The 23,650-nt window shown below is 38.1% G+C and carries 16 protein-coding genes; 7 read left to right on the forward strand and 9 right to left on the reverse strand.

What is annotated here, in order from left to right; all coding sequences use genetic code 11:
* Window positions 1–78: 78 nt before the first annotated feature.
* The gene (locus tag ACZOVS_RS06050) at window positions 79–1,986 is read left to right on the forward strand and encodes a RecQ family ATP-dependent DNA helicase (RefSeq protein ID WP_483996334.1); all 1,908 of its coding nucleotides are present in this window, start codon (window positions 79–81) and stop codon (window positions 1,984–1,986) included.
* Between the two features lie 56 nt (window positions 1,987–2,042).
* Here ACZOVS_RS06050 and ACZOVS_RS06055 read toward each other — a convergent pair whose 3' ends face one another.
* From ACZOVS_RS06055 to ACZOVS_RS06065, 3 genes are all read right to left on the reverse strand, one after another.
* Window positions 2,043–2,312, reverse strand: coding sequence for an HU family DNA-binding protein (locus ACZOVS_RS06055; protein ID WP_483996335.1), 270 nt, complete (start codon window positions 2,310–2,312; stop codon window positions 2,043–2,045).
* A gap of 103 nt (window positions 2,313–2,415) precedes the next feature.
* A complete protein-coding gene (fmt, locus tag ACZOVS_RS06060; RefSeq protein WP_483996336.1) occupies window positions 2,416–3,387 on the reverse strand; it encodes a methionyl-tRNA formyltransferase in 972 nt (323 codons plus the stop codon).
* Between the two features lie 173 nt (window positions 3,388–3,560).
* Window positions 3,561–4,253: a tetratricopeptide repeat protein gene (locus ACZOVS_RS06065; RefSeq protein WP_483996337.1), complete on the reverse strand. Its 693-nt coding sequence runs from the start codon at window positions 4,251–4,253 to the stop codon at window positions 3,561–3,563.
* 103 nt (window positions 4,254–4,356) lie between these two features.
* Here ACZOVS_RS06065 and ACZOVS_RS06070 point away from each other — a divergent pair, with 103 nt between their 5' ends.
* On the forward strand, window positions 4,357–6,969 hold the full coding sequence (locus tag ACZOVS_RS06070; protein ID WP_483996338.1) for a S9 family peptidase: 2,613 nt from the start codon (window positions 4,357–4,359) through the stop codon (window positions 6,967–6,969).
* Window positions 6,970–6,987: 18 nt separating this feature from the next.
* The gene (locus tag ACZOVS_RS06075) at window positions 6,988–7,680 is read left to right on the forward strand and encodes a TrmH family RNA methyltransferase (protein WP_483996339.1); all 693 of its coding nucleotides are present in this window, start codon (window positions 6,988–6,990) and stop codon (window positions 7,678–7,680) included.
* 109 nt (window positions 7,681–7,789) lie between these two features.
* Here the strand turns inward: ACZOVS_RS06075 and hutI are convergent, their stop codons facing one another.
* Both hutI and ACZOVS_RS06085 read right to left on the reverse strand, forming a co-directional pair.
* The gene (hutI, locus tag ACZOVS_RS06080; RefSeq protein ID WP_483996340.1) at window positions 7,790–9,031 is read right to left on the reverse strand and encodes an imidazolonepropionase; all 1,242 of its coding nucleotides are present in this window, start codon (window positions 9,029–9,031) and stop codon (window positions 7,790–7,792) included.
* 139 nt (window positions 9,032–9,170) lie between these two features.
* Complete coding sequence (locus ACZOVS_RS06085) at window positions 9,171–10,208, reverse strand: 1,9-bis(guanidino)-5-aza-nonane synthase (protein ID WP_483996341.1); 1,038 nt, start codon at window positions 10,206–10,208, stop codon at window positions 9,171–9,173.
* A 110-nt stretch (window positions 10,209–10,318) separates the two neighbouring features.
* On the opposite strand from ACZOVS_RS06085, the gene ACZOVS_RS06090 reads away from it, so the two are divergent.
* Window positions 10,319–10,798, forward strand: coding sequence for a thioredoxin family protein (locus tag ACZOVS_RS06090; protein ID WP_483996342.1), 480 nt, complete (start codon window positions 10,319–10,321; stop codon window positions 10,796–10,798).
* Between the two features lie 18 nt (window positions 10,799–10,816).
* The gene (locus ACZOVS_RS06095) at window positions 10,817–11,425 is read left to right on the forward strand and encodes a WbqC family protein (protein ID WP_483996343.1); all 609 of its coding nucleotides are present in this window, start codon (window positions 10,817–10,819) and stop codon (window positions 11,423–11,425) included.
* Here ACZOVS_RS06095 and ACZOVS_RS06100 read toward each other — a convergent pair whose 3' ends face one another.
* Window positions 11,426–13,489, reverse strand: a complete 2,064-nt coding sequence (locus ACZOVS_RS06100) for an HD family phosphohydrolase (protein WP_483996344.1) — start codon at window positions 13,487–13,489, stop codon at window positions 11,426–11,428.
* A 121-nt stretch (window positions 13,490–13,610) separates the two neighbouring features.
* Here ACZOVS_RS06100 and ACZOVS_RS06105 point away from each other — a divergent pair, with 121 nt between their 5' ends.
* Window positions 13,611–14,339: a C40 family peptidase gene (locus ACZOVS_RS06105; RefSeq protein WP_483996345.1), complete on the forward strand. Its 729-nt coding sequence runs from the start codon at window positions 13,611–13,613 to the stop codon at window positions 14,337–14,339.
* 3 nt (window positions 14,340–14,342) lie between these two features.
* On the opposite strand, the gene ACZOVS_RS06110 is transcribed toward ACZOVS_RS06105, so the two are convergent.
* Window positions 14,343–16,079 carry an N-6 DNA methylase family protein gene (locus ACZOVS_RS06110; RefSeq protein ID WP_483996346.1) on the reverse strand — a complete coding sequence of 579 codons (1,737 nt, stop codon included), beginning with the start codon at window positions 16,077–16,079 and terminating at the stop codon, window positions 14,343–14,345.
* A 211-nt stretch (window positions 16,080–16,290) separates the two neighbouring features.
* Here ACZOVS_RS06110 and pruA point away from each other — a divergent pair, with 211 nt between their 5' ends.
* Window positions 16,291–17,919 carry an L-glutamate gamma-semialdehyde dehydrogenase gene (gene pruA, locus ACZOVS_RS06115; protein WP_483996347.1) on the forward strand — a complete coding sequence of 543 codons (1,629 nt, stop codon included), beginning with the start codon at window positions 16,291–16,293 and terminating at the stop codon, window positions 17,917–17,919.
* 378 nt (window positions 17,920–18,297) lie between these two features.
* On the opposite strand, the gene ACZOVS_RS06120 is transcribed toward pruA, so the two are convergent.
* A complete protein-coding gene (locus tag ACZOVS_RS06120) occupies window positions 18,298–20,037 on the reverse strand; it encodes a hypothetical protein (RefSeq protein WP_483996348.1) in 1,740 nt (579 codons plus the stop codon).
* 704 nt (window positions 20,038–20,741) lie between these two features.
* Window positions 20,742–23,606 (reverse strand): aminomethyl-transferring glycine dehydrogenase, encoded by a 2,865-nt coding sequence (gene gcvP, locus ACZOVS_RS06125; protein WP_483996349.1) that lies wholly within the window; start codon window positions 23,604–23,606, stop codon window positions 20,742–20,744.
* Window positions 23,607–23,650 lie beyond the last annotated feature (44 nt).

The following is a 23,650-nucleotide window of genomic DNA, read 5'->3' on the forward strand; positions in this document are numbered from 1 at the left end:
ATATGTTTAAAAATCTGAAAAAGAAAGACAGCTATATCGTATTTAAGGTAAAAATAATTAATTTTGCAAAAAAGCATAATGAGCAATATAACGAGAGAAATATTGTTGAAATACTGGGGATATACATCATTTCGTCCTCTTCAGGAAGATATTGTTGACTCTGTGATAAACGGCAACGACACTTTGGCATTACTGCCTACGGGAGGAGGAAAATCCATTTGTTTTCAAGTTCCCGCCATGACGATGGATGGCACGTGTATTGTCATCACGCCCTTGATTTCGCTGATGAAGGATCAGGTATTACATCTGCGTGACAGAGGAATAAATGCAGGTGCTGTATTCTCAGGAATGCACAACAGAGAAATTGCCGCTGTTTACAATCAAGCTGTTTTCGGGAACATGAAATTATTATATGTATCGCCTGAACGTCTAATAACTGACGGATTCATCGATGCCATCATGAAAATGAAAGTCAACCTCCTTGCCATTGACGAATCACATTGCATCTCTCAATGGGGTTATGATTTCCGTCCTCCATATCTAAAAATAGCTGATATTAGGGAATATATCCCCAATGCTCCAGTATTAGCACTTACCGCCACTGCCACTCCTGTTGTTGTAAAAGACATACAACAACGTCTTAAATTCAAAAGAGACAATGTTTTTCAGACGAGTTACGAACGTAAGAACGTCACTTACAATGTTATAAAAGATGCTGACAAATACGGCTTGATGTTCCGATTGTTGAACAAAACAGACAGTGGCAGCGGAATAGTATATGTAAGAAGCCGCAACAAAACCAAAGCCATAGCCGAATGGCTACAAAACAACGGCATTAGCGCCACATATTATCATGCCGGTCTTGACGCCAAGACAAGAGACAGCAGGCAACAACAATGGATGGATGGCAAAATAAAAGTAATTGTTGCCACCAATGCTTTCGGAATGGGCATAGACAAACCTGATGTACGCATAGTAGTACATATAGACTTGCCGGACAGTCTCGAAGCATATTTTCAGGAAGCGGGACGAGCCGGAAGAGACCTCAAACCGTCAGAGACTTATCTAATAGTATCACCTCAAGATATTACAACACTAAAAAACAACATTATCAACTCATATCCGGATTTGGAAAGAATAAAAAACATATACGACAGTCTATGCAATTATCTTATGATATCTATAGGTGACGGACAAGACCAAAGCTATGATTTTGATATCAACAGTTTTGCCGCTTCATACAACTATTCTCTATCAGAAACATTCAATTCACTTAAACTGATGGAGAGAGAAGGTTACATCGCATTGTCAGACGCTCTCGACAATCCTTCCATGTTATGGATATCTGCTCAACGGGAAGACTTGTACCGTTTTCAAATAGAATACAAGAAGTTTGACATCTTGATACAATATCTTCTAAGGTCATTGCCCGGAGTTTTAAGTAATTTTGTAAAGATAAAAGAAGAAGCAATAGCAAATAAACTCAACATAAGCACAAAGATAGTAACGGAAATGTTACAACAGCTCGACAAGTTGGATTTTTTAGTTTATATACCACGCAACGAAAAACCTCAAATTCGTTTCATATCAGAAAGAATAGACAGCAAAAATTTTTATCTCTCTGACGAAGTGTACAAAAATCGTAAAAACGATGCCATAAATAGAATGAATGCAGTTATTGAATTTGTAAATAATGATAAAACTTGCAGAAGTATTCAACTTTTACGTTATTTCGGAGAAAGGACAAACAAGAGATGCGGAAGATGTGATGTATGTCACAGCAACAACAAGATGCAAATTACCGGTAGCGAATACAATAATCTTGAAAAGATAATAGAAAATATGACGAAAGATCGTCTTGTATGTATCGAAGAACTATTGAGAAGCATCAAAGATTATCATGAAGAAAAGATATTGGAGACATTACGTTGGATGGAAGACAGCGGCAAAATCAGAATAAATGGTGACATGGTGAGCTTAAAATAAAAAAGTTGCCTTAAGGCAACTTTTTTAATGTTAATTCAATTCTCAACGTCATACAATCAAAGATCTTTGATTAATTCTGCACCCGGTTTGAATTTCACTATTTTCTTTTCTTTAATAGTAATTTCAGAACCAGTTCTCGGATTTCTACCTTTTCTTGCCGGACGAGTCATAGTAGAAAATGATCCAAACCCGACCAATGAAATTCTATCACCCTTTTGCAAGGCGTTCTTTGAAACGTTGATAAAAGCATCGAGAGCTTTTTTTGCATCCACCTTTGTCAAACCGGACTTTTCGGCTATGACATTTACCAATTCAGCTTTATTCATCTTGTTAATTTTTGAAAGAGTTAATTTTCATTTTGTTGGCAAATATAAAGATTAACAAGATATTATACAATTATTTTTTTATTTTTTTTAATTTTTTTTTAATTCATGCTTTTAAAATTATCTCTAAATCTTCTGAAAGCCGCGCTCCTATTAGAAAATCTGCAATCGGCATAACCTTCTTGCCAGGCTGCTGTATTTTCAAAATTTTAACAAAACCATCCCTTAAAACAACCTTTAAAAATGATTTTCCGTCAGTTATGACCTTAAAATCGGGCACATCACAGTCGTTTTTTTCCTCTATTTCGACCTCGAAAATCTTCAAATCAAGAATTTCTTCATCTCCATTTTTAAGAAGAGCATGGGCCGCAGGATAGGGTGACAGCCCTCTAACGAAATTTTTTATTTCATTTTTTTGTTTATTCCAATTTATATAACAATCGTTCTTGAATATCTTCGGAGCAGGTTTTAAAACAATAGTATCAGCATCAAAAATACGATTTTGACTTATTGCATTGGCACAACCATTTTCTATCATTTCAATTGTTTCAACAATGACTTTGTTACCTTCCAACATCAATTTATCATGAAGCGTTCCTGCATCATCATTTTCGTCTATAGGAACAGGTTTCTGCAATATAACAGCTCCGGTATCTATCTCTTTGTCGAGAAAAAACGTCGTCAATCCGGTCCTTGTCTCACCATTTATGATAGCATGATTGATAGGTGCAGCACCACGATATTGAGGAAGAAGAGAAGCATGTAAATTGATAGTCCCCATAGGAGGCATTTTCCATATCAATTCCGGCAACATTCTAAAAGCAACTACGACAAACAGGTCGGCATGCAAAGAATGAAGTTTATCAACAAAAGAAAACTCTCTCAATTTTTCAGGCTGCAATACCGGCAAACCATGTTTAAGGGCACATTCTTTAACCTCAGAGCAATGTATTTTCTTTCCACGTCCGGCAGGCTTGTCCGGTGTCGTTACCACCGCAACGACATCAAAACCTGCATTCAAAATAGCATCCAACTGAGATGCTGCAAATTCCGGAGTACCGAAATATACAATCTTCATAACTATATATTTTATATTGTTACTTTATATAAAAAACGACAGTGTCATACAGTAAAACACATAATGTCAGCTATTGCAAATATATTCAAATTTCAATGAAAGACTTATATTTTTTTAATCACAAAAAAAGTGCACCAAAAATGATGCACTCGAAAAAGATTTTATTTTTATATTTATAATGTGTTTGTTTCTGCATTAGCAATATTCTTTTCTATGCTGAAAGCCTCATTGCTGTTAGGATACTCAGATTTCAACTGTTGATATAAAGATATTGCTTTCTGGTAATTTCCCAACATCTCGTATGTCATAGCAGCTCTGAGAAGCATATTGGGAGCCGTAAACGAATTTTTGCTTATGTTGGCAGCCTTCTCATAATAAGAAGCAGCCTCCGCCACTTTACCAAGTTCGAGATATGCATCGGCTATATTACCTAATGCCAAAGGTGTTACCAATTGATCTTTACCCTTGAATGATTTGAGATATTCAATAGCTTTATTGAAGTCGCCGGTCTTCAGGCAGCATACACCTGCATAGTATTTTGCCAGATTACCGGTCTTGGTATTTCCATATTCGCTAACGATATCGGCAAAACCAAGATTATTGCCGTCACCGTTCAATGCATTGGCAAAATTGTCATTCTCAAAATATTGTTCCGCATGATAAATAGCCTGTTGTGCATCATTCTCACGCGGTTCAAGATAAAACTTCTTAACACCGAAAAATCCGACTACTAATACTACAACAATAGCGACAATTACCAATAATGTCTTTTGATTGTTTTCAATAAAAAGTTCTGTCTTTGATAATGTTGATTCAATAGACTCAAGGCTTTTACCGCCTTCATTCTTCAAATTTTCTTTTGCCATATCGATATAATTTTTCGTCTGCAAAAATAGTTTTTTTTTGTTAATAACAAACAAAAATTAAATATATTTGCCCAAATATTTTTCAACCTAAAATATCATTGATATGAAAAAGTCTGCATTTATTTTAACCATCATGCTTTCAGCACTGTTGTCTTCAATGCTAAAAGCCCAAGAATCAACAGATTACATTTATTATCCTACACATCTCTGGTTAAATTACAAACCTCAGACGATAAATACACCTCTTATTAACAAGGGAGCTGACATAGCAGGAAACACATTTTCCGTAAAAGATTTTTTCGATATCATTATGCTTCCGGATTGCAATATGTCTCCTGCAGAAGGCAGGAAGGTCACTAATACGGACAATTCTCTGCTTTGGGAAGTGCATCATAGTACCAAATCCGGCGACTGGAACATGATTCTAAGTCCTGAGGAACGTAATGACGGCAATTATGCCTATACTGTATTGGCAGGATATCTCAACAGCGACAAATACCAGGAATTGGAATTTAAATCAGAATCTCCTTTTCCTTATCAACTTTTCGTTGACGGCTCTATGATTTCTTTTGCAAATGATTTTGCCAAAAACGGAGAGAAAAACAAAAACACAGCTAAAATAAAACTTGAAAAAGGTCTGCATAAAGTTTTTGTAAAGACTTTTTATCAGAAAAAAGAAGAATATAACTGGCTTTTCAAATTGGAATTAGGTACAAAATACAAAGGTTCCATCTCATGGACCATTGACCCGACTACAACCATGAACATCAGTCTCGTATTGGACGGTATTAGAGCCACAAATGCCACTTTGTCAGACAACGGACGTTATGTAATGTATTCCTACTCCGAGACGACACCTCCGGATGGCAAAGTAACCTCGTGGGTGGAAATAATAGATATGAAAAATGGCAACATTATTCTCAACACAAGATATAATAAAATGGGTTGGGTATCATTTCATCCTTCCGAGAATGCCATTCTGTTCAGAAACGATAATGACAAATTCGCAGAAATATATAAACAAAACCTTGAAAACGGCTCTACTGAATTGATTATGAAAGCGACAAAAGACATGACATCATTCAGCATGAACAAAAATGCCACATGCTTGATATATCTCGTCAACGTAAAAGGTGAAAAAAGCAAGGACGGCGTTCACAAACTGTCATGTTTATCAGATAGACTGCCATGGTATCGCAATCAAACCAATTTATATTATTATGATATTGCAACCGGAACACATCGTCAGCTTACTGCCGGAGATCAAAGCAACTATCTGTATGATATCAGTAAAGATGGCACCAAAATACTTGTGGCACAACACATAGAAGACTATGCACAACGCCCCTACTCGCATCAGATTGCCATGGAAATAAATCTGAAAGACAACACTATAGACACTTTGTGGAATGATTGGTTTTCAGGGTCTTTCAGTTACAGCCCCGACGAGAAACAACTTTTGGTAACAGGTTCTGCAAGCATGTTTAACGGTGCAGGCAGAAATCTTCCCAAGAAAATGATTGCCAATGACTATGACAATCAGGCTTATATATTTACTATTGCAGACAAAAGCGTAAAATGTATCACCAAGAATTTTGACCCTAACATCGAGAGTTATTCATGGTGCAGCAATGACAACAAAATCTATTTCAAGGTTGAAGAAAAGAGTTACCACAACATTTACCGTTATGATGTCGGAAACGACACTTTCGAGAAGATATATACCGGATACGACAATGTCAAAACCATGGATAAAGCTGACGACTGTTCATTATTGGCTTTCAGCTGCAATGGGATACAGACTTGCGACAAGGCTTTTGTAATGGATTTATCATCCAAAAATATTATTTCAGAGACAGACCCTGAAAAAGATATCTTCCGTGATGTAAAATTCGGTGAATATCACGATTATGTCGTAAAGACAAAATCAGGTGCCCTAATAGATGGATTTTACTATCTGCCGCCAGACTTCAAAGCAGACAAGAAATACCCCATGATTGTGTATTATTATGGTGGCACAAGTCCTACCGACAGGTCTTTCCGCGGTCGTTATCCCAAGAACTACTTTGCAGCCAACGGCTATGTAGTTTATGTCATAATACCATCCGGTTCAACAGGTTATGGACAAGAATTTGCTGCACGTCATGTCAACAACTGGGGCATCACCGTAGCAGATGAGATTATTGAAGCAACAAAAAAATTCTTAAAAGATCACGATTTTGTCGATGCAGGACATATAGGTTGCATGGGAGCTTCCTACGGAGGATTCATGACAGAACTCCTGACGACAAAAACCGATATATTCACCGCCGCTATCTCACATGCAGGAATCAGTTCCATCTCATCATACTGGGGTGAAGGCTATTGGGGATATAGTTATAACAGTGCAGCAGCCGCCGGAACATTCCCATGGGACAACCAGAAAATGTATGTAGGACAGAGTGCATTGTTCAATGCAGACAAATGCAACACTCCGTTATTGCTCCTGCATGGTACTGCAGACACCAACGTTCCTGTAGGCGAGAGTATTCAACTTTATACGGCCTTGAAACTGCTCGGTAAAGAATGTGAATTTGTTCAGGTGGAAGGGGAAAATCATGCCATCAACGACTATAAAAAACGTATCAAATGGCAAAGGACTATAATGGCTTGGTGGGACAAATATCTAAAAGATGACTCCACATGGTGGAATGACCTTTATCCTGAAAATGAATAATAATTTAAAAGTTTGATAATGAGTCCAAAAGACAAGGCGCTATACTGCTTCTTATCGCAATTTACAACTGAGGAACGGAAAAAACGTTTTGAAGAAGTATTATCATACAGGACACGACATATAACTATTGTTTTGGAAGATATCTATCAGCCTCACAATGCGAGTGCCGTCCTCCGAAGTTGTGACCTCACCGGTATTCAGGATATTCATATCATAGAAAACAAGTGGGTATATGACATCAATCCTGACATTGTGGTGGGAAGCAACAAATGGTTAGACCTGAAAAAATACAATGTCGATGATTTCAACACTCCTGAAGCATTCGAACATCTTCATGAGAGAGGTTATCAGATCGTTGCCACATGTCCACACCGGGACGACTATACTCATGAAACACTGCCTCTTGACAAGCCAGTGGCATTAGTTTTCGGCACCGAGAAAACCGGTCTTACCGACTATGCCATAGAACATGCCGACATGTACGTAAGGCTTCCCATGGTAGGTTTTACCGAAAGTTTCAATATCAGTGTCTCAGCCGCACTCCTGATGTTTACTCTGACACAACGACTTCATAAAAGCGTTGATGTAGAATGGCATCTCACTGAAGACGAGAAAAACGAATTACGTTTGGACTGGACTCGCAAAACACTCACAAAAACAGGCATGTATGAACGTAAATTCAAGGAATTATATCCTGAATATTTTATATGATTATTAAAACTGCACTCCAAAAATTGAATATAAATCTTTGGAGTGCAGTTAAAAACAATATTTGATGTTTTTTCGTACAATACCAATCCTCAAATTATTCTAAAGGCAATTATCTCATCTTGCCTTTAACAATCACTTTACTCACCTTATTGGCTCCAAAATAATACGGCATAAACTCCAACCCATTCATCGGCATGGTAATTATAACGTTGGCAAGTTTGCCTTTCGTTATGCTGCCGAGTTCACGATTAACATCCATGGCAGCTGCAGTATTTATCGTCGTTGCATTAAAAGCCTCTTCCGGTGTCATTTTATATCTGATACAAGCCAAAGACATTACAAGTTGCATATTGCCCGATGGAGCTGTGCCAGGGTTAAAGTCGGAAGCCATGGCTACAGGCAGTCCTGCATTTATCATGTCGCGTACCGGAGAAAGCGGAAGATTCAGAAACAAAGCACAACCCGGCAACACCGTAGGCATGGTATCTTTGCCTTTGAGAGCTTCAATCTCTTCTTTACCAATTTGTTCAAGATGGTCAACAGAAATAGCGGCATATTTCACCCCTACCTGCACACCGCCAGACACGGCCATCTCGTTGGCATGAATCTTGGGACGCATTCCATATTTAATACCTGCCATCAGAATACGTTCGGTATCTTCACATGTAAAAAATCCTTTATCACAAAACACATCAATAAAGTCAGCGAGTTCCTCTGTTGCAACGAGAGGTATCATCTCATTTATAATTAAATCGACATAATCTTCCTGATGCCCTCTGTATTCAAGCGGAATGCCGTGAGCTCCGAGGAAATTCGATTTTATCGTCAAAGGAGAATTTTCCTTCAATCTTTTAATGACGCGTAACAATTTCAATTCACTTTCTGTGGTAAGTCCATAGCCGCTTTTTATCTCGACAGCACCGGTACCCATATACATTATCTCTTCAAGACGTTGCATGGCAGACTCGAACAATTCATCTTCAGATGCTGCTGCAGTAGCCTTGGCAGAATTGAGGATACCGCCACCTCTTTTGGCTATCTCCTCATAACTCAACCCCTTTATCTTGTCAACGAACTCCATTTCACGTGAAGCAGCATAAACAAGATGAGTATGCGAGTCACAGAAACAGGGCATCACGATACCATTTTCGGCATCAACGACTTTACGCTCAATAGCGAGGTATTGTTCATATTCAGGAGTATTCATCTCTCCGTAGTCTGCTATTTTAGCACCTCTTATCAACAAAAAAGCATTCTTGATACGTTTCACTTTGGACATCTCAGTTCCTGCCTTTATCAAAGAATCGTCATCTATAATACCGCAAAGTTCTCTAATATTGTTTATAAGCATACAGGTAATTTTTAATTTTACAGTGCAAAAAAAACTAAACTTCATTATATCAAATCATCACAGCACCATAGAATTAAAATGTGCTGTGATGATTTTGAATATCATTTTGCATCAAAAGCAAAGTTATGACAACAAATTGTTATTTACGGAATATCTCCGTCCAATTCTTATATTCACGTTCTCTCCATGGACCGTTATGATACACATAAGATGCAATCAAAGGTATCACTGTAGTACCTTCGGCATAGACCATCTGTTGCAGTTTCTCGCTGACTTTGCCCCATGAGCCGGCTTCCAACAAGGTAGAAGAAGAGCAAGCACCGTCGCGTACGTCGGCAACAGTAATCTGAATGGCATATTTATGCATAGGTACTTCTTTGCCAAGTATCTCGGCACATACCACAGTATCCTGAGCAAAATTCTTGGGAGTACCTCCTCCTATCATGAAAAGACCTGTTTCAGGAGCTGCCATCTTTATCTGGGTAAGTTCTATAAAATCTTTCACAGAGTCGATAGAAAGATATTTTTCATTCTTGTTCATACGCTCCCATTGATGTTTTCCAATGCCAAAACCGGCTGAAGAATCGCTGAAAGCAGGACAGAATATAGGCACCCCGCATTCATAACACGTCTGGATAAGACTATCTTTTTTCACGGCGCGACCTTCATGCAGCCATTTGCCGAGCTCCCATATAAACTCACGTGAGGAATATGGACGCGCCTCCAGCATGTTGGCAAGTTCGTATGTGGCATGGTCACAAATCTGCAACTCCTCCTCATCTATATAAGTATCATAAATACGGTCTATATAAAGTTCGCGCAAAGTGGTATCCGGAACGACATTTTCCTTCTCCCCTATATAATGTTTGAAGCCAAGAGCCTCGAACAAATCCATATCGATTATTGATGCACCTGTCGATACGACTACATCAATCATCTTGTTACGTACCATATCGACATAAACCTGCATACAGCCGGCTGCCGAAGTGGAACCTGCTATCGTCAATATATTGGTACAACCTTTTTCGCCACACATCATCATTAAAATATCTGCCGCACGTGCGGTGTCACGTGAGGTAAACGACATACTGCGCATTGCATCAACAAGTTGTGTCGAATCGTAACTTTTGATATCGATATGCTTAACGACATCCTTCAATAAATCTTTCTTTTGCATTTTTTATTTTCTGTTAAATTATTGGCAAAGATACGATTTTATTTGTTATGACAACAAAAAATGTGTCCTCGAATTACATTTTTTATAATTTTGCAAAAAAATCAAACATCATGAAAAAAACGACATTATTACTTCCGTTATTATTATTATTATTATGTATGATTAATTGTTCTTCTGACAAAAAAGAGCAAAACAGAACAAATACCGAGCAGTCAACTCAAGAGAAGTCGGTGATAAAATCATTGACTTATAATGAATTCATCAAGAATGTCTGGGATATAAATACTTATCCGAATGAATATGTTCCTCAAAACGGGAAACCTTGTATTGTGGATTTTTACGCCGACTGGTGTCCTCCTTGTAAACAATTATCGCCCGTATTGGAAAAAATAGCAAAAGACTACGAAGGAAAAATTGCAGTTTACAAAGTAAATACAGACAAAGAAAAGAAACTGTCAATGGCAATGAAAATAAGGAACATACCGGCAGTATTTTTCTTCCCTCAAGAAGGCGAACCTTATATTTCAATTGGTTATAAAAACGAGAACGAAATTGTTTCATACATTAATAAATATCTGTTATTTCAATAAATATTTTATTGTTTATCAATGAATAACATTTTTCCCTTATCTTATTTTCCATCAATTCTATATATGGCTCTTTTGCTCCGAACAAAAGAGCCATATATAGAAATATACGACACTTATAAAAAACAAACATGCCGTACCAGATGTAATGTTCTAACAGCCAACGGAATACAGACACTCACAGTACCTGTGGTAAAAGTCAATGGCAATCATACCATGACTAAAGACATAAAAATAAGTTATAAAGAACCATGGCAGCATATACATAAAAGATGCTTGGAATCCGCGTATATGAAATCGCCCTATTTTGAACATTATTATCATTTCATCTCAATAATATTTGACAATCAATATAAAACATTACATCAACTTAATGAAAACGTTTTAAAAGCGATATTGAAAATATTAAAAATCGACAAAACAATAAGATACACTTCAGATTTTGAACCAATAACATCAAAAGACGACTTGCGAAACATATTAGCCAAATGCAACAACGAATACAACCATCCCTCTTACTATCAAGTCTTCTGCGACAGGTTTCATTTTGTCTCAAATCTAAGCATTCTGGACTTGGTTTTCAACGAAGGGCCGGAAAGTATGGAATATCTTGACAAAATACTGATTTAATCAATCGGGATATGCTATTCTGATATGATAAATACTTTTGAGTTTTTTCTTCAACACCTTCTTGACAACAGTAATGTCTTTGAAAGTAATATTAGAATTAGCAAATTGATTATCAGCAATCTGAGCATTTATAATATTATCCACAAGGTCACTGATGGACTGTTCATTTTTATCTTTGAGACTACGAGATGCTGCCTCTACTGAATCCACCATCATGAGCACCGCCGTTTCTTTTGAGAACGGCACAGGACCATGATATCTGAACGAACTGTCATCCTCTAAATTTGGATTGTTAAGTTTTTCCTTTCTGTAAAAATATTCGGTACGACGTGTTCCGTGATGAGTTCTTACAAAATCTATAACCTGCTCAGGAATATGGAATTTTCTACACAACTCTATTCCGTCGATGACATGATTTATTATCATTCTGGCACTCTCAATATTAGTAAGATCTTCATGAGGATTATAACTGCCATTTTGGTTCTCAACAAAATAATAAGGATATCTTATCTTACCAATATCATGATACATGGCTCCGGTACGGACAAGCAACATATTACCACCTATCATATAAATGACTTCTTCACAAAGATTTGCCACCTGCAATGCATGTTGAAAAGTTCCTGGAGCTTCAGATGACAATTTTCTCAATAAAGGACTATTAGTATTACTCAATTCAAGAAGTGACAAATCAGTAACGAATCCAAACATACGCTCAAATAAAAATGCCAAAGGAAGGGCTAACATTGTTAAAACTGCATTAAGAAGAAAAACCGCCATATCAGAAACAAAATAACTGCCCACGCCTCCTTCATACAACAACTTCACCCCTATATCAATCAACACATACATGACAAATACAAGTATCGAAGTCAAAAAATAGCTTGACCTTGTATTTCTTCTAAGCAACAGAAAAATCGATGCAATACTTACAAAAAGTTGAATAATGTAATATTGGAATGAATTCGGAACTACCAAAGATATGATTGTTAATGTCAATACCTGAACAATAATAACAACCTTAGCATTAAAAAATGTTATCAGCAAAATGCTCAACAAGGCAACCGGCACCACATATATCAAATTCGGAAGATATTTTATCACCAAAAACGATGACAGAATGCCGAGCATCATCAACACTAAAATAAGATTGATATTACGCAATTCTTCAAAAACATCAGGACACAAATACTTCAGCATAAAAAAGAGAAGTATAAAAATAAATGCCACAATGATAATCTGCCCATATAATAGATAATTATTATGGACATACTCATTGTCTGTAATACTGTCGTATTTCTTTTCCAAAGAAGTAAGAATCATATATTTATCTTCTGTAACTATCTCACCCTCAGAAATAATAAGTTCATCTTTCACTACCATACCGAAAGTCTCAGACAATGAAGCAAGAGCTTGTTCTTTGGCTTTGTTTGACAAATCTTCAGAATACTCTACATTAGGATGCAAAGAATTTATCAACAGTTTGTTAAGCAATGGGATATACTTGTTATCTTTAATATCGGACAAATACAATGACAATGTATCATGCATGGTTTTTATAGAATAAAACTCCCCTATTTTTCTTTTCTTCATCACCCTGTCCTTTACCACATCTATTGTTTCATTTTTACCAATATTATCTATAAAATCGACATGTGCAATGACGCCCTTATTTTCAATGGTATCATATAATTTCATCAACATGTCGCGATAATACGGCATATCTTCTTCCGGACCTGTCCATTGTTGTTCAAAATCCTTCAACAACACATTTCTAATCTCTGAAGTCTTTTTCGTATTGAAAACAAAAATAGGGTCGATGCCTGACAAAGCGGCATTTCTTTCTTCTGCAAGTTGTTCATCCGACTTATACAATGGAAAATCGAAAGGAGCATAAAGAGTCTCATGCTGCCATGGTCTAAGTTTTTGATATTCATATTTAAACTTTGCCATACGTGGCATAAACCATATAACCAAGAACATAGCCACGACAAAAGCCAATACCTTGAAAATATCGTAATACGAATGGCGGATTCTTTCTATAATTTTTTTGAATTTATTCATAATCAATAGATTTATAATCCAACAACGTCAATTATAAAAAATTACGTCAAACAGTTTGCTAAAATAAGTATTTTTTTTGTATCTTCGCTAATAAATCCAATTATAGACAAAAAAAGATATCATGAGTGAGACAATTCATGGAATATGTTCATTATCAGTCATTCCGGTAAGAAAAGACAAATCACATGAAAGTGAACTTGTTACAGAACTTCTATTCAATGAGATATATGAAATCGTTGACATAACAAAAGAATGGTTAAAAATCAGGATTAATGATGACGGATATGAAGGATGGATCAGAAGACTGCAGCACAAAAGTATCACCGATGAAGAATATAATGTACTCAAATCTTCAGCAATCCACATAATAAAAGAGCCAATATCCAAATATAAAGGATTGACATTGAGTTTCGGCACTGTGATCAACGAAGAAACAGAAGATACCGAGACTATTCCTGATGTGTTTTGTCCTGATATATTGATAACCAATGCAAGAAAACTATTAAACACTCCCTATCGTTGGGGAGGAAAGACTGTTTTCGGAATGGATTGTTCCGGATTCACGCAATTATGTGCCAAAACGGCGGGTTATATGCTGCCACGCGATGCTTCCCAACAGATCAAACATGGCAATTTAATTTATTTTGCTCAAGAATCTCAGCCTGGCGACCTCGCCTTCTTCGAAAATGAAGATCACAACATAGTTCACACCGGCATATTGCTTTCCAATAATGAAATAATACATTCTTCCGGGAAAATACGAATAGATTTTTTCGACCAAACAGGTATCTTCAACAGAGAAACGGGAAAGTATTCCCATTTCCTGACCGCCATAAAACGACTGCATTGATCATCATAACAGTTTGTTTCTCATATTGCTGTTATGTATATATCTTCTTTGAGAAGGCGTTAAGCCATATACATTGTATATTATGTTTTGAATCCTTTGTATTGCTGAAAAATCACCAGAGACAACATTATCTACAAGTTTCACAATTTTATTATCCAAAGATTTTGTCATCAATGGAAACGGCAACTCCAAAAGATTGCATTTCAACACTTTGACATCACCAAACAAAGACGAATAATAATACTGCATCACCTCGGAGTTCAAAAATGCCATTACAGTTTTTACCGACATGCCATCGACATGAGGAATAAGTATATTGGCACTATTCAAAAAAAGTCTTCTGTTATTGTCATAAGCAAAAACCAACCGTTTGGAAATAAACTTATATACAAGTTTCTCATTTGCCCTGTAGTACTCATCTTTTGCAACTTGCTGAAAAGAATCCCGCTGATACAACAAAAATTTTTTACAAGGCATCAAGACATATTTTGATATTTCTTTACCGGTAAAAACCGGTTCAAAGCCATCTTCTCTTACATCTTTCAGTTTATGTTTATTGTCGCCTGTCACTATGCCCAACGCCCATTCACTCTTTTCGAGCGACAGCTGACCTTTATCTTTGATTTTATCAATAATTTCACGATCGACAGAGCTTAACACATTAAAAACAAAATTAGGATATCCGTAAAAATGTCTTTTTGAGATGAGCTGTATTTTTTCTTTATCAGACACAGAGACAAATTCTTCCGAAGGCATATTTTTCAAAGTCACATCGACATATTTTGTCATCACACCGGAAAAATTGCCATTATAGAAAAAGATATTCGAGAGGTTGCCATTTTCAAGCATGAAACGACGCAATTCTTTGTGATAACGCACATTAAGTACTGCATTAGGCATCAGGAAACGCAGCAATCCATTATTCTCAAGATGATGAAATGACTTTATGAAAAAATGAATAAAAATCTCTTTTGAAGAAATGCCGGTATCAAAATACCTGACATCTGTCACAGCTCCCCATGGCGGGTTGCTCACTATATAAGTAAATTTTTTCTCTCTTATAACATCATCTTTTAAATAATCAAAACAAAATATCTGAGGGTCGAAAATTACATCCGGATATTTCAAAATAAGATTTGTCTTTGCCAACATTACAGCTACAGGATCGTTGTCCAAGCCAAATATCTGTTCCGGCTGCACATCATGCAATGGGAAGAAAAAAGCACCGCTACCGCAACAAGGATCTAATATTGTCTGTCCGGAAGAAAAATCCAGACCTTTTGTCATATTATACGTTATATAATAAGGTGTATAATATGCGCCTTTGACATTACGTTCACCTTCAAACATCAGGCTCTGATACAAAACACCAAGTATGTCAATCTCATCATCAGGCAGTCGAACCTTTAAATCAGAAATATAAGAAAATTTTATCGTAGATAGAAAACGTATTACATGAGGTTTCTGCGACATGCCTTTCTCAGCAAGAATATTATTGACAAGAGTAAACATCACGTCGCATATTTTCCATTGTTGCGCATGAACCAAAGAGACGAAAGATTTCACAAAAGGAACATTGTCGCGGCACATAAGATATTCAAAAGGTATAACAGACCTTTTCGACAGACACTTATTGGCTCCTGACATTAATTTGCCCTCAATTGAAGGCTTCAATTTATCCCAATTACGTTTTGTAACATAGGATATGATATTGTCTGACAACAGTTCTTTTTCGTTCATCAACATACGTTAAGCATGCAAAACTATTAAAAAAACATTTTGATGTCAATTATTTTTAATATTTGTCGAACAGGATATAATAAAAGAACACATTCAATAATAAGTAAAACATATATATGTTTTTGTCAAAAAAATATGGAAAGAGTTGTAAAGATGCAAAAAAAAGCTTAACTTTGTCGCTGTAAAATAACTTGATAGAAAAAGACAGAATATGAACAACGCATTATTTCAATTTGCCAAACCTGCCAATGAACCTGTAAAAGAATACAGACCGGGCAGTCCCGAGCGTATTGCTTTGGAGAAAGAGCTTGCAAAACAATCAGCTGAAGTCGTTGAAATACCTCTTATAATAGGAGGACAGGAAGTACGTACCGGCGACATGGGAGAAGTAGTCATGCCTCACAACCACAAACATGTAGTGGCAAGATATCACAAAGCCGGAGAGAAAGAAATCAACATGGCGATAGAAGCTGCTCTTGAAGCCAAGCGCGAATGGGAAAACACTCCTTGGATTGAGAGAGCATCAATAATGGCTCGCATAGGACAGTTGCTTGCGACAAAATATCGTGCAAGAATCAACGCTGCCTGCATGTTGGGACAAAGCAAGAACGCTTTCCAGGCAGAAATTGACTCAGCATGCGAGACAATAGACTTTTATCGTTTCAACAACTATTATGCAGGTATTTTATATTCCGAACAGCCTAGTTCAACACCTGATCAACTCAACAGAGTGGAATACCGTCCTTTAGAAGGTTTCATCATGGCAGTGACACCTTTCAATTTCACCTCGATAGCCTCCAATCTCAACATGACACCGGCATTAATGGGCAACACCACCATCTGGAAGCCATCGACGACATCACTGTTATCGAACTACCACATCATGAGAATCGCCATGGAAGCAGGTCTTCCTGCCGGCGTTGTCAACTTCTTACCCGGCAAGGGTTCTTTGATAGGCGCCACAGCCCTCGACAACCCTAACCTGGCGGGAATACATTTCACCGGTTCAACAGGCACATTCCAGGGATTGTGGAAAGGTGTAGGCATGAATATCAACAAATACAAGGCCTATCCGCGTCTCGTCGGAGAAACTGGAGGCAAAGACTTCATTTTCGCACACAGTTCTGCCAATCCTCGCGAGGTGGCATGTGCCATAGTACGCGGTGCCTTTGAATATCAAGGTCAGAAATGTTCCGCCGCCTCACGTGCATATCTGCCTAAATCATTGTGGAACGACATAAAGGTGATTATTGGAGAAATGTTGAGTACCATCAAGATGGGCGACGTTTGCGACTTCACCAACTATGTCAATGCCGTAATCGACGAGGTGTCATTCGACAATTGCAAAGGTTATATCGACAGAGCCAAGGCGTCCGATGAAGCAGAAGTTATATTCGGCGGCAAATGCGACAAATCGGTTGGGTATTTCGTGGAACCCACTGTAATATTGACAAAGAATCCGAAATACGAGTCTATGGCAGAAGAAATCTTCGGACCTATCATCACCATTTATGTATATGATGACAAAGACTACGAAGCAACTCTTGAACTATGCGACAGCACTTCACCATACGCATTGACAGGAGCCATATTCGCATACGACCTCAAAGCCTTGCAGTTGGCAGACCGCAAACTCAAATATGCTGCCGGCAACTTCTATATCAACGACAAACCCACAGGTGCCGTTGTAGGATGTCAGCCTTTCGGCGGTGCAAGAGCTTCCGGCACCAACGACAAAGCCGGCGGTTTGTGGAATCTCATCAGATGGACCAACCCGAGAGCCATAAAAGAGACTTTCGTGCCTGCCACTGAATATGGATATCCATTTCTTGCTAAATAATTGATATTAAATATATTTAATTAGAGAGTGGTCGTATTTTGAACCACTCTCTTTTATTTCTATAATAATTGTTCTTCTTTTTATTGTCAGATGAAATTTTTCAAATCCTTTATTATATATTGAAAATAAAATTTTATTTCATTACTTTCAGATAAAATATTGTTTTTGAAGTTAAAACTCCTGACACAATGACAAAAACATGTCAAATGCTTTTTGTACCATAAAAACATCCTGACTTTATCATTTTATTGTTTCTTCAAATCTTACAATTTTTATATATTGATATTTTTTATTTCGAACATATATTAACCAATATAATATCGGGCGGCTTTCAGATGCCGCCCGACAAATAAATCATAATTACAACACACTACGCTTTTAATCCGAGACAGCACGCACGGAGACCCCGCAACTGCGGTCATTATAACTATTATTGTAATATTTACTGTAAAACATAAGACAGTACGCGGACAAAGTATTGCTCTCGTCCGGCAAAGAACTCCAATAATAACCATAAGAATTTGCCTGGTATAACAACTTCCTGCTATATAAACCAGCAGCAGGTAGAAAGATACTGTTTCCGTTTGCTCCGGTTACCCTATAGCCATTATTTCCACCTTCATTCGTCCATTCCCATTCACATTCTTCTACCAACTCGCCAAATTCCTCTCGAGTAGGCACTCGCCATGTACTACCCCAGTTGGCTCTCGCTGCATCATACTGAGGATTTCCACTTATATTTCCAATCTCCTGCCAGTATGTAATGCAGTTTCCCGGATTATAATCTTCTTTGGTTTCAACTTCACCCCATGCATAATAATTACCATATTCTTTAGGGGAATTTGCCCCCACATTACATGTCGCCCACTTCAACCCGCTTGACAATCCCAAGTCCACAAAGTCGTATCCGTTGATTTGTCCGTTAGTGGTAAAACGTTTCTGTCTTCCATACGATGTCCCGTCGATATTTGTCGCATAGGCCCTTACATAATATGTAGTTCCCATAGTAAGACCTGTCATATTACTCGTAAAACTTCCTGTTCCACTCCCGTCTGTAGTATGTGAATCCGATATTGTAGGATTTTCGCTTGTGCTCCAGCATATTCCTTTTGCTGTCACAGCAGCCCCACCGTCATCAGCCACATTACCTCCACATAACGCAGATGTTTCAGTAATTCCTGTAACACCTTTTGTTGTTATATACATTCCTGAGACAGGGCGCACGGAGCGACCATAGTAGCGTCTGCTACAATCAGAGTCAAAATAATTTATGAGAAAATTGATACAGTATGCATTCTGAATACTGTTTGCGTCCGGTGTAGATCCCCAATACAAGCCGCTCGTGCCTGCACCGTAAAGCATCGTCTTGTATCGATTACCCGCAGCAGGTAGAAAAATACTGTTTCCGTTTGGTCCGGTTACCCTATAACCGTCATTTCCACCTTCATTCGTCCATTCCCATTCACATTCTTCTATCAATTCATCAAGTTCTTCCTGAGTAGGTATTCTCCATCCCCCTCCCCAATTAGCTCTTGCTGCATCATACTGAGGATTTCCACTTATATCTTCCATTTCCAGTTCCAATGTAAGACAGTTTTCTTCAGTATAGCTTTCTTTGGGTTCAATTTCTCCCCATGCGTAATAATTGCCATATTCTGTTGGAGAATTTGCCCCAACATTGCATGTAGCCCACTTCGATCCGCTCGGCAATCCTAAATCCACAAAATCATATACACCAAATTGGTCTTTGGTAGTAAAAATTTTCTGTATGCCATAAGATGTTCCATTGCTGTTTGTCGCATACGCCCTTACGTAATATACGGTACCTGCATCAAGTTCAGTAATGTTACTCGTAAAACTTCCCAATCCACTCCCGTCCGTCGTAAACGAATCCGTTATCGTCGGGTCCGGATTAGTGCTCCAACACATTCCTCTTGCCGTCACCTCCGCTCCTCCGTCATCAGTCACTTCTCCTCCGCATATCGCCGACGATATTCCTATTTCCATGACTTCATGCGTCGTTACTACAGGCAAACCCTGCGTCGTTATTTCTTCTTTCTTCTTACACATCGTAAGCATTAAAATAATGCTTAACATCAATAATAATCCTTTTTTCATATTTTTTCGTTTTATGGTTAGTTTTTTTACCTGTTTATATTTCTATTATTATAGTTGTATTCATCACCGTCATTTTCTTACTCTTTCCATCTCATTGAAAAGTATCGTAACACATACATTCCCTAAAAGAACTATAAAAATGCTGCCATTGAGTTGTTATCATAATCATACACGACTTGCCATTAAAGCCTTATAACGTCATTTCGCAATTATTAATCTCTGATTTTCAATTCACAAACAACTGTTACTTACAATTCTGCATTAAACAAAAAGAATATGAGATTTTCAATTATGTTTTTAACAATTCATCTAAACTATGCAACTTATCCCAAAATTTCATGTACACTCCGTAAACGTCTGTCCCATTTCGACAAACATTAACATCCAGAAATTTTCCACTTCACATCCTCAATATTAAGATTCTCCGATTATAAAAAGAATCATAGTTTGCTGCAAATATAAGAATAATTTTATTAATCAAACATTTTTTTATATTTTTTAAAAAATTTCATTACTTTCAGATAAAATATTGTTTTTGAAGTTAAAACACCTGACACAATGACAAAAAAACATGTCAAACATAACAAAATACAACAAATATTTTGCCATCAACACATCAGAAAAAATATATTAAAAAAGCAAAAAAGTGTGCCAAATCTTTCAATCTGACACACCTTCTAAATTATAATCACAACAAAACTTTATCAGTCTTGTATTCTACAAACGAGGTTTCTATCACCCCAAGCATCGTCAATACGTGTCACATAAGGGAAATATTTATCCTGAACATCGCTTTTTAAAGGCATGCCGGCCTCTTGGCGGGTAAACGGGAACTTCCATTCATCAGCCATAAGCATCTCGGCAGTATAAGGAGAGTGAGTAATGATATTATCGCCTTTAGGAGCCTTGCCTTCTTCAATATCAGCTATTTCGCGGCGTATGTTAATCATTGCGTCAACGAAGCGGTCGAGTTCGGCAAGAGGTTCACTCTCTGTTGGCTCCACCATAAGAGTATCATGTACAGGGAAAGCCACTGTAGGAGCGTGGAAGCCATAATCCATAAGACGTTTGGCAATATCTATGGCAGCAATACCGGTAGTCTTGTCAATACCGTTGATATCGAGTATCATCTCATGAGCCACATGACCTTTGTTGCCCGTATAAAGAATAGGATAATATTCCTTCAATCTATCCTTCAAATAGTTAGCATTAACGATAGCGCCTATTGTAGCTTTTTTAAGGCCTTCGCCACCGAGCATCTTAATATAGCAATAAGATATTGTAAGTATATGAGCACTACCAAACGGAGCAGCAGACACCGCACCCATTTGTTTCTCACCGCCAGTCTTGAAGCACACATGAGAAGGCAGGAAAGGAACGAGATGTTCTGCCACACCAATAGGGCCGACGCCGGGACCGCCACCTCCGTGAGGTATGGCGAAAGTCTTGTGTAGATTAAGGTGACATACGTCGGCGCCAATAAAGCCTGGACAGGTAAGTCCTACCTGGGCATTCATGTTGGCACCATCCATATACACCTGACCACCGTTGTCATGAACAATCTTCATCAAGGTACGGATGCCATCTTCATAGATTCCGTGTGTTGAAGGATAAGTGACCATGAAAGCCGATAGTGTATCTTTATACTGTTCAGCCTTAGCCTTGGCATCGTCGAGATCAATATTGCCATTATCGTCGCATTTCACCACAACAACCTGCATGCCTGCCATAGCGGCAGATGCCGGATTAGTCCCGTGAGCAGAAGCAGGGATGAGACAAATATCACGTTGTCCTTGTCCATTAGCCTCCTGATAACGACGTATAGTAAGAAGACCGGCATATTCGCCGCTTGCTCCTGAATTAGGCATGAATGACATACCTTTGAAGCCGGTTATCTCGCAAAGGTCTTTTTCCAACTCATTGATAAGTTCAAGATAACCTTCCACCTGGTCGGCAGGGACAAAAGGATGTATGTTGGCAAACTCAGGCCAACTGAGTGCAAACATAGATGTTGCAGGATTCAGTTTCATCGTACAAGAACCGAGAGGTATCATGGTACGGTTAAGACTGAGGTCGCGGTTTTCCAATTTCTTCATATAACGCATCATGTCGGTTTCACTGCGATATTTAGAGAATACCGGAGCGGTAAGATATGAAGAAGTACGACGCATAGAAGGTTGTATTCCATTCATCTCGCGACATACATCAGGGTTGCAAACGAAGTCCTCATGCGACACGCCCATAAGCTCGCAAACCACAGCGACAATCTCATTTACATCTTTAAGAGAAGTAGTCTCGTCAAGACTAATGCCAAAATGACGTTTGTCAATGATTCGGAAATTCATCTTGTGCTGCAAAGCGATTTCATTGAGTTTGCATGTACAATAATTATCAGGCAGTTCGAAATAGAGAGTGTCGAAGAAGTAGTCATTAAGTTGTTTTACGCCATATCTAGACATCTCCTCATTCAAAACACAGGTAAGGATATTGATATGTCGAGCTATTTCTCTAATGCCATCGGCGCCATGATAAATGGCGTAAAAGCCTGACATGATGGCGAGCAAAGCCTGAGCTGTACATATATTAGATGTTGCCTTTTCGCGTTTAATATGTTGTTCACGAGTCTGCAGTGCGAGACGATAAGCGGGGTTACCGAGAGCGTCTTTAGAAATACCTATGATACGCCCCGGCATGTTACGTTTATATGACTCCGTTGTAGCGAAGAATCCTGCATGAGGACCGCCAAATGACATCGGAAGACCAAAACGTTGTGTTGAACCGAGCACCACATCGGCGCCCCATTCTCCGGGAGGTGTTATGAGTGCGAGACTCAACAAGTCGGCAGCTACAGCAACCTGTAAACCTTTCTCTTTCCATGCCTTGACAGCATCGCCATAATCAATGACACGACCATACTGGTCAGGACACTGTACTATAATACCGAAATACTCTCCATTATCATTAAATTTGTTGACATCGCCTACAACAACATCTATATTAAGGAAATGAGCTCTTGTCTTGATAACTTCAACAGTCTGAGGGAAAAGATTATCTGCCACGAAGAATTTATTGATACCCGCCTTCATCTGGGCACGGCTGCGGCTATTGAAAAACATTATCATCGCCTCAGCTGCTGCAGTAGCCTCATCGAGCAAGGAAGCATTGGCAAGAGGCATGGCTGTCATATCACAAATAACAGTCTGGAAGTTGAGCAACGCCTCAAGACGACCCTGCGACACTTCAGCCTGATAAGGTGTATATGAAGTGTACCAACCCGGATTCTCAAGCACGTTACGAGTAATGACTCCGGGAGTAATGGTGTTGTAATAACCCATTCCTATATATGAACGGTATATCTTGTTCTTGGCTCCCACAGCTTTGAGGTGATTGGTAAACTCGTATTCATTCATTCCTTTACCAATATTGAGGTCATGAGGAAGTCTGATATCCTTAGATATTATCTCATCGATAAGTTGCTCTTCCGACTTTACTCCTATGACTTCAAGCATTTTTTTAACATCTGCTTCCCTCGGTCCGTTGTGTCTTTTAATGAAGTTATTGTTTATCATATTCTTACGTTTTTATTTAATAAATCTTTAATTTCTTTTTCAAA

The sequence above is a fragment of the Candidatus Limimorpha avicola genome (assembly GCF_056978975.1).

Coding starts and splice junctions, on each gene's coding strand:
- ACZOVS_RS06050 (WP_483996334.1), top strand. CDS start 79: ATGAGCAATATAACGAGAGAAATATTGTTGAAATACTGGGGATATACA.
- ACZOVS_RS06055 (WP_483996335.1), bottom strand. CDS start 2,312: ATGAATAAAGCTGAATTGGTAAATGTCATAGCCGAAAAGTCCGGTTTG.
- fmt (WP_483996336.1), bottom strand. CDS start 3,387: ATGAAGATTGTATATTTCGGTACTCCGGAATTTGCAGCATCTCAGTTG.
- ACZOVS_RS06065 (WP_483996337.1), bottom strand. CDS start 4,253: ATGGCAAAAGAAAATTTGAAGAATGAAGGCGGTAAAAGCCTTGAGTCT.
- ACZOVS_RS06070 (WP_483996338.1), top strand. CDS start 4,357: ATGAAAAAGTCTGCATTTATTTTAACCATCATGCTTTCAGCACTGTTG.
- ACZOVS_RS06075 (WP_483996339.1), top strand. CDS start 6,988: ATGAGTCCAAAAGACAAGGCGCTATACTGCTTCTTATCGCAATTTACA.
- hutI (WP_483996340.1), bottom strand. CDS start 9,031: ATGCTTATAAACAATATTAGAGAACTTTGCGGTATTATAGATGACGAT.
- ACZOVS_RS06085 (WP_483996341.1), bottom strand. CDS start 10,208: ATGCAAAAGAAAGATTTATTGAAGGATGTCGTTAAGCATATCGATATC.
- ACZOVS_RS06090 (WP_483996342.1), top strand. CDS start 10,319: ATGAAAAAAACGACATTATTACTTCCGTTATTATTATTATTATTATGT.
- ACZOVS_RS06095 (WP_483996343.1), top strand. CDS start 10,817: ATGAATAACATTTTTCCCTTATCTTATTTTCCATCAATTCTATATATG.
- ACZOVS_RS06100 (WP_483996344.1), bottom strand. CDS start 13,489: ATGAATAAATTCAAAAAAATTATAGAAAGAATCCGCCATTCGTATTAC.
- ACZOVS_RS06105 (WP_483996345.1), top strand. CDS start 13,611: ATGAGTGAGACAATTCATGGAATATGTTCATTATCAGTCATTCCGGTA.
- ACZOVS_RS06110 (WP_483996346.1), bottom strand. CDS start 16,079: ATGAACGAAAAAGAACTGTTGTCAGACAATATCATATCCTATGTTACA.
- pruA (WP_483996347.1), top strand. CDS start 16,291: ATGAACAACGCATTATTTCAATTTGCCAAACCTGCCAATGAACCTGTA.
- ACZOVS_RS06120 (WP_483996348.1), bottom strand. CDS start 20,037: ATGAAAAAAGGATTATTATTGATGTTAAGCATTATTTTAATGCTTACG.
- gcvP (WP_483996349.1), bottom strand. CDS start 23,606: ATGATAAACAATAACTTCATTAAAAGACACAACGGACCGAGGGAAGCA.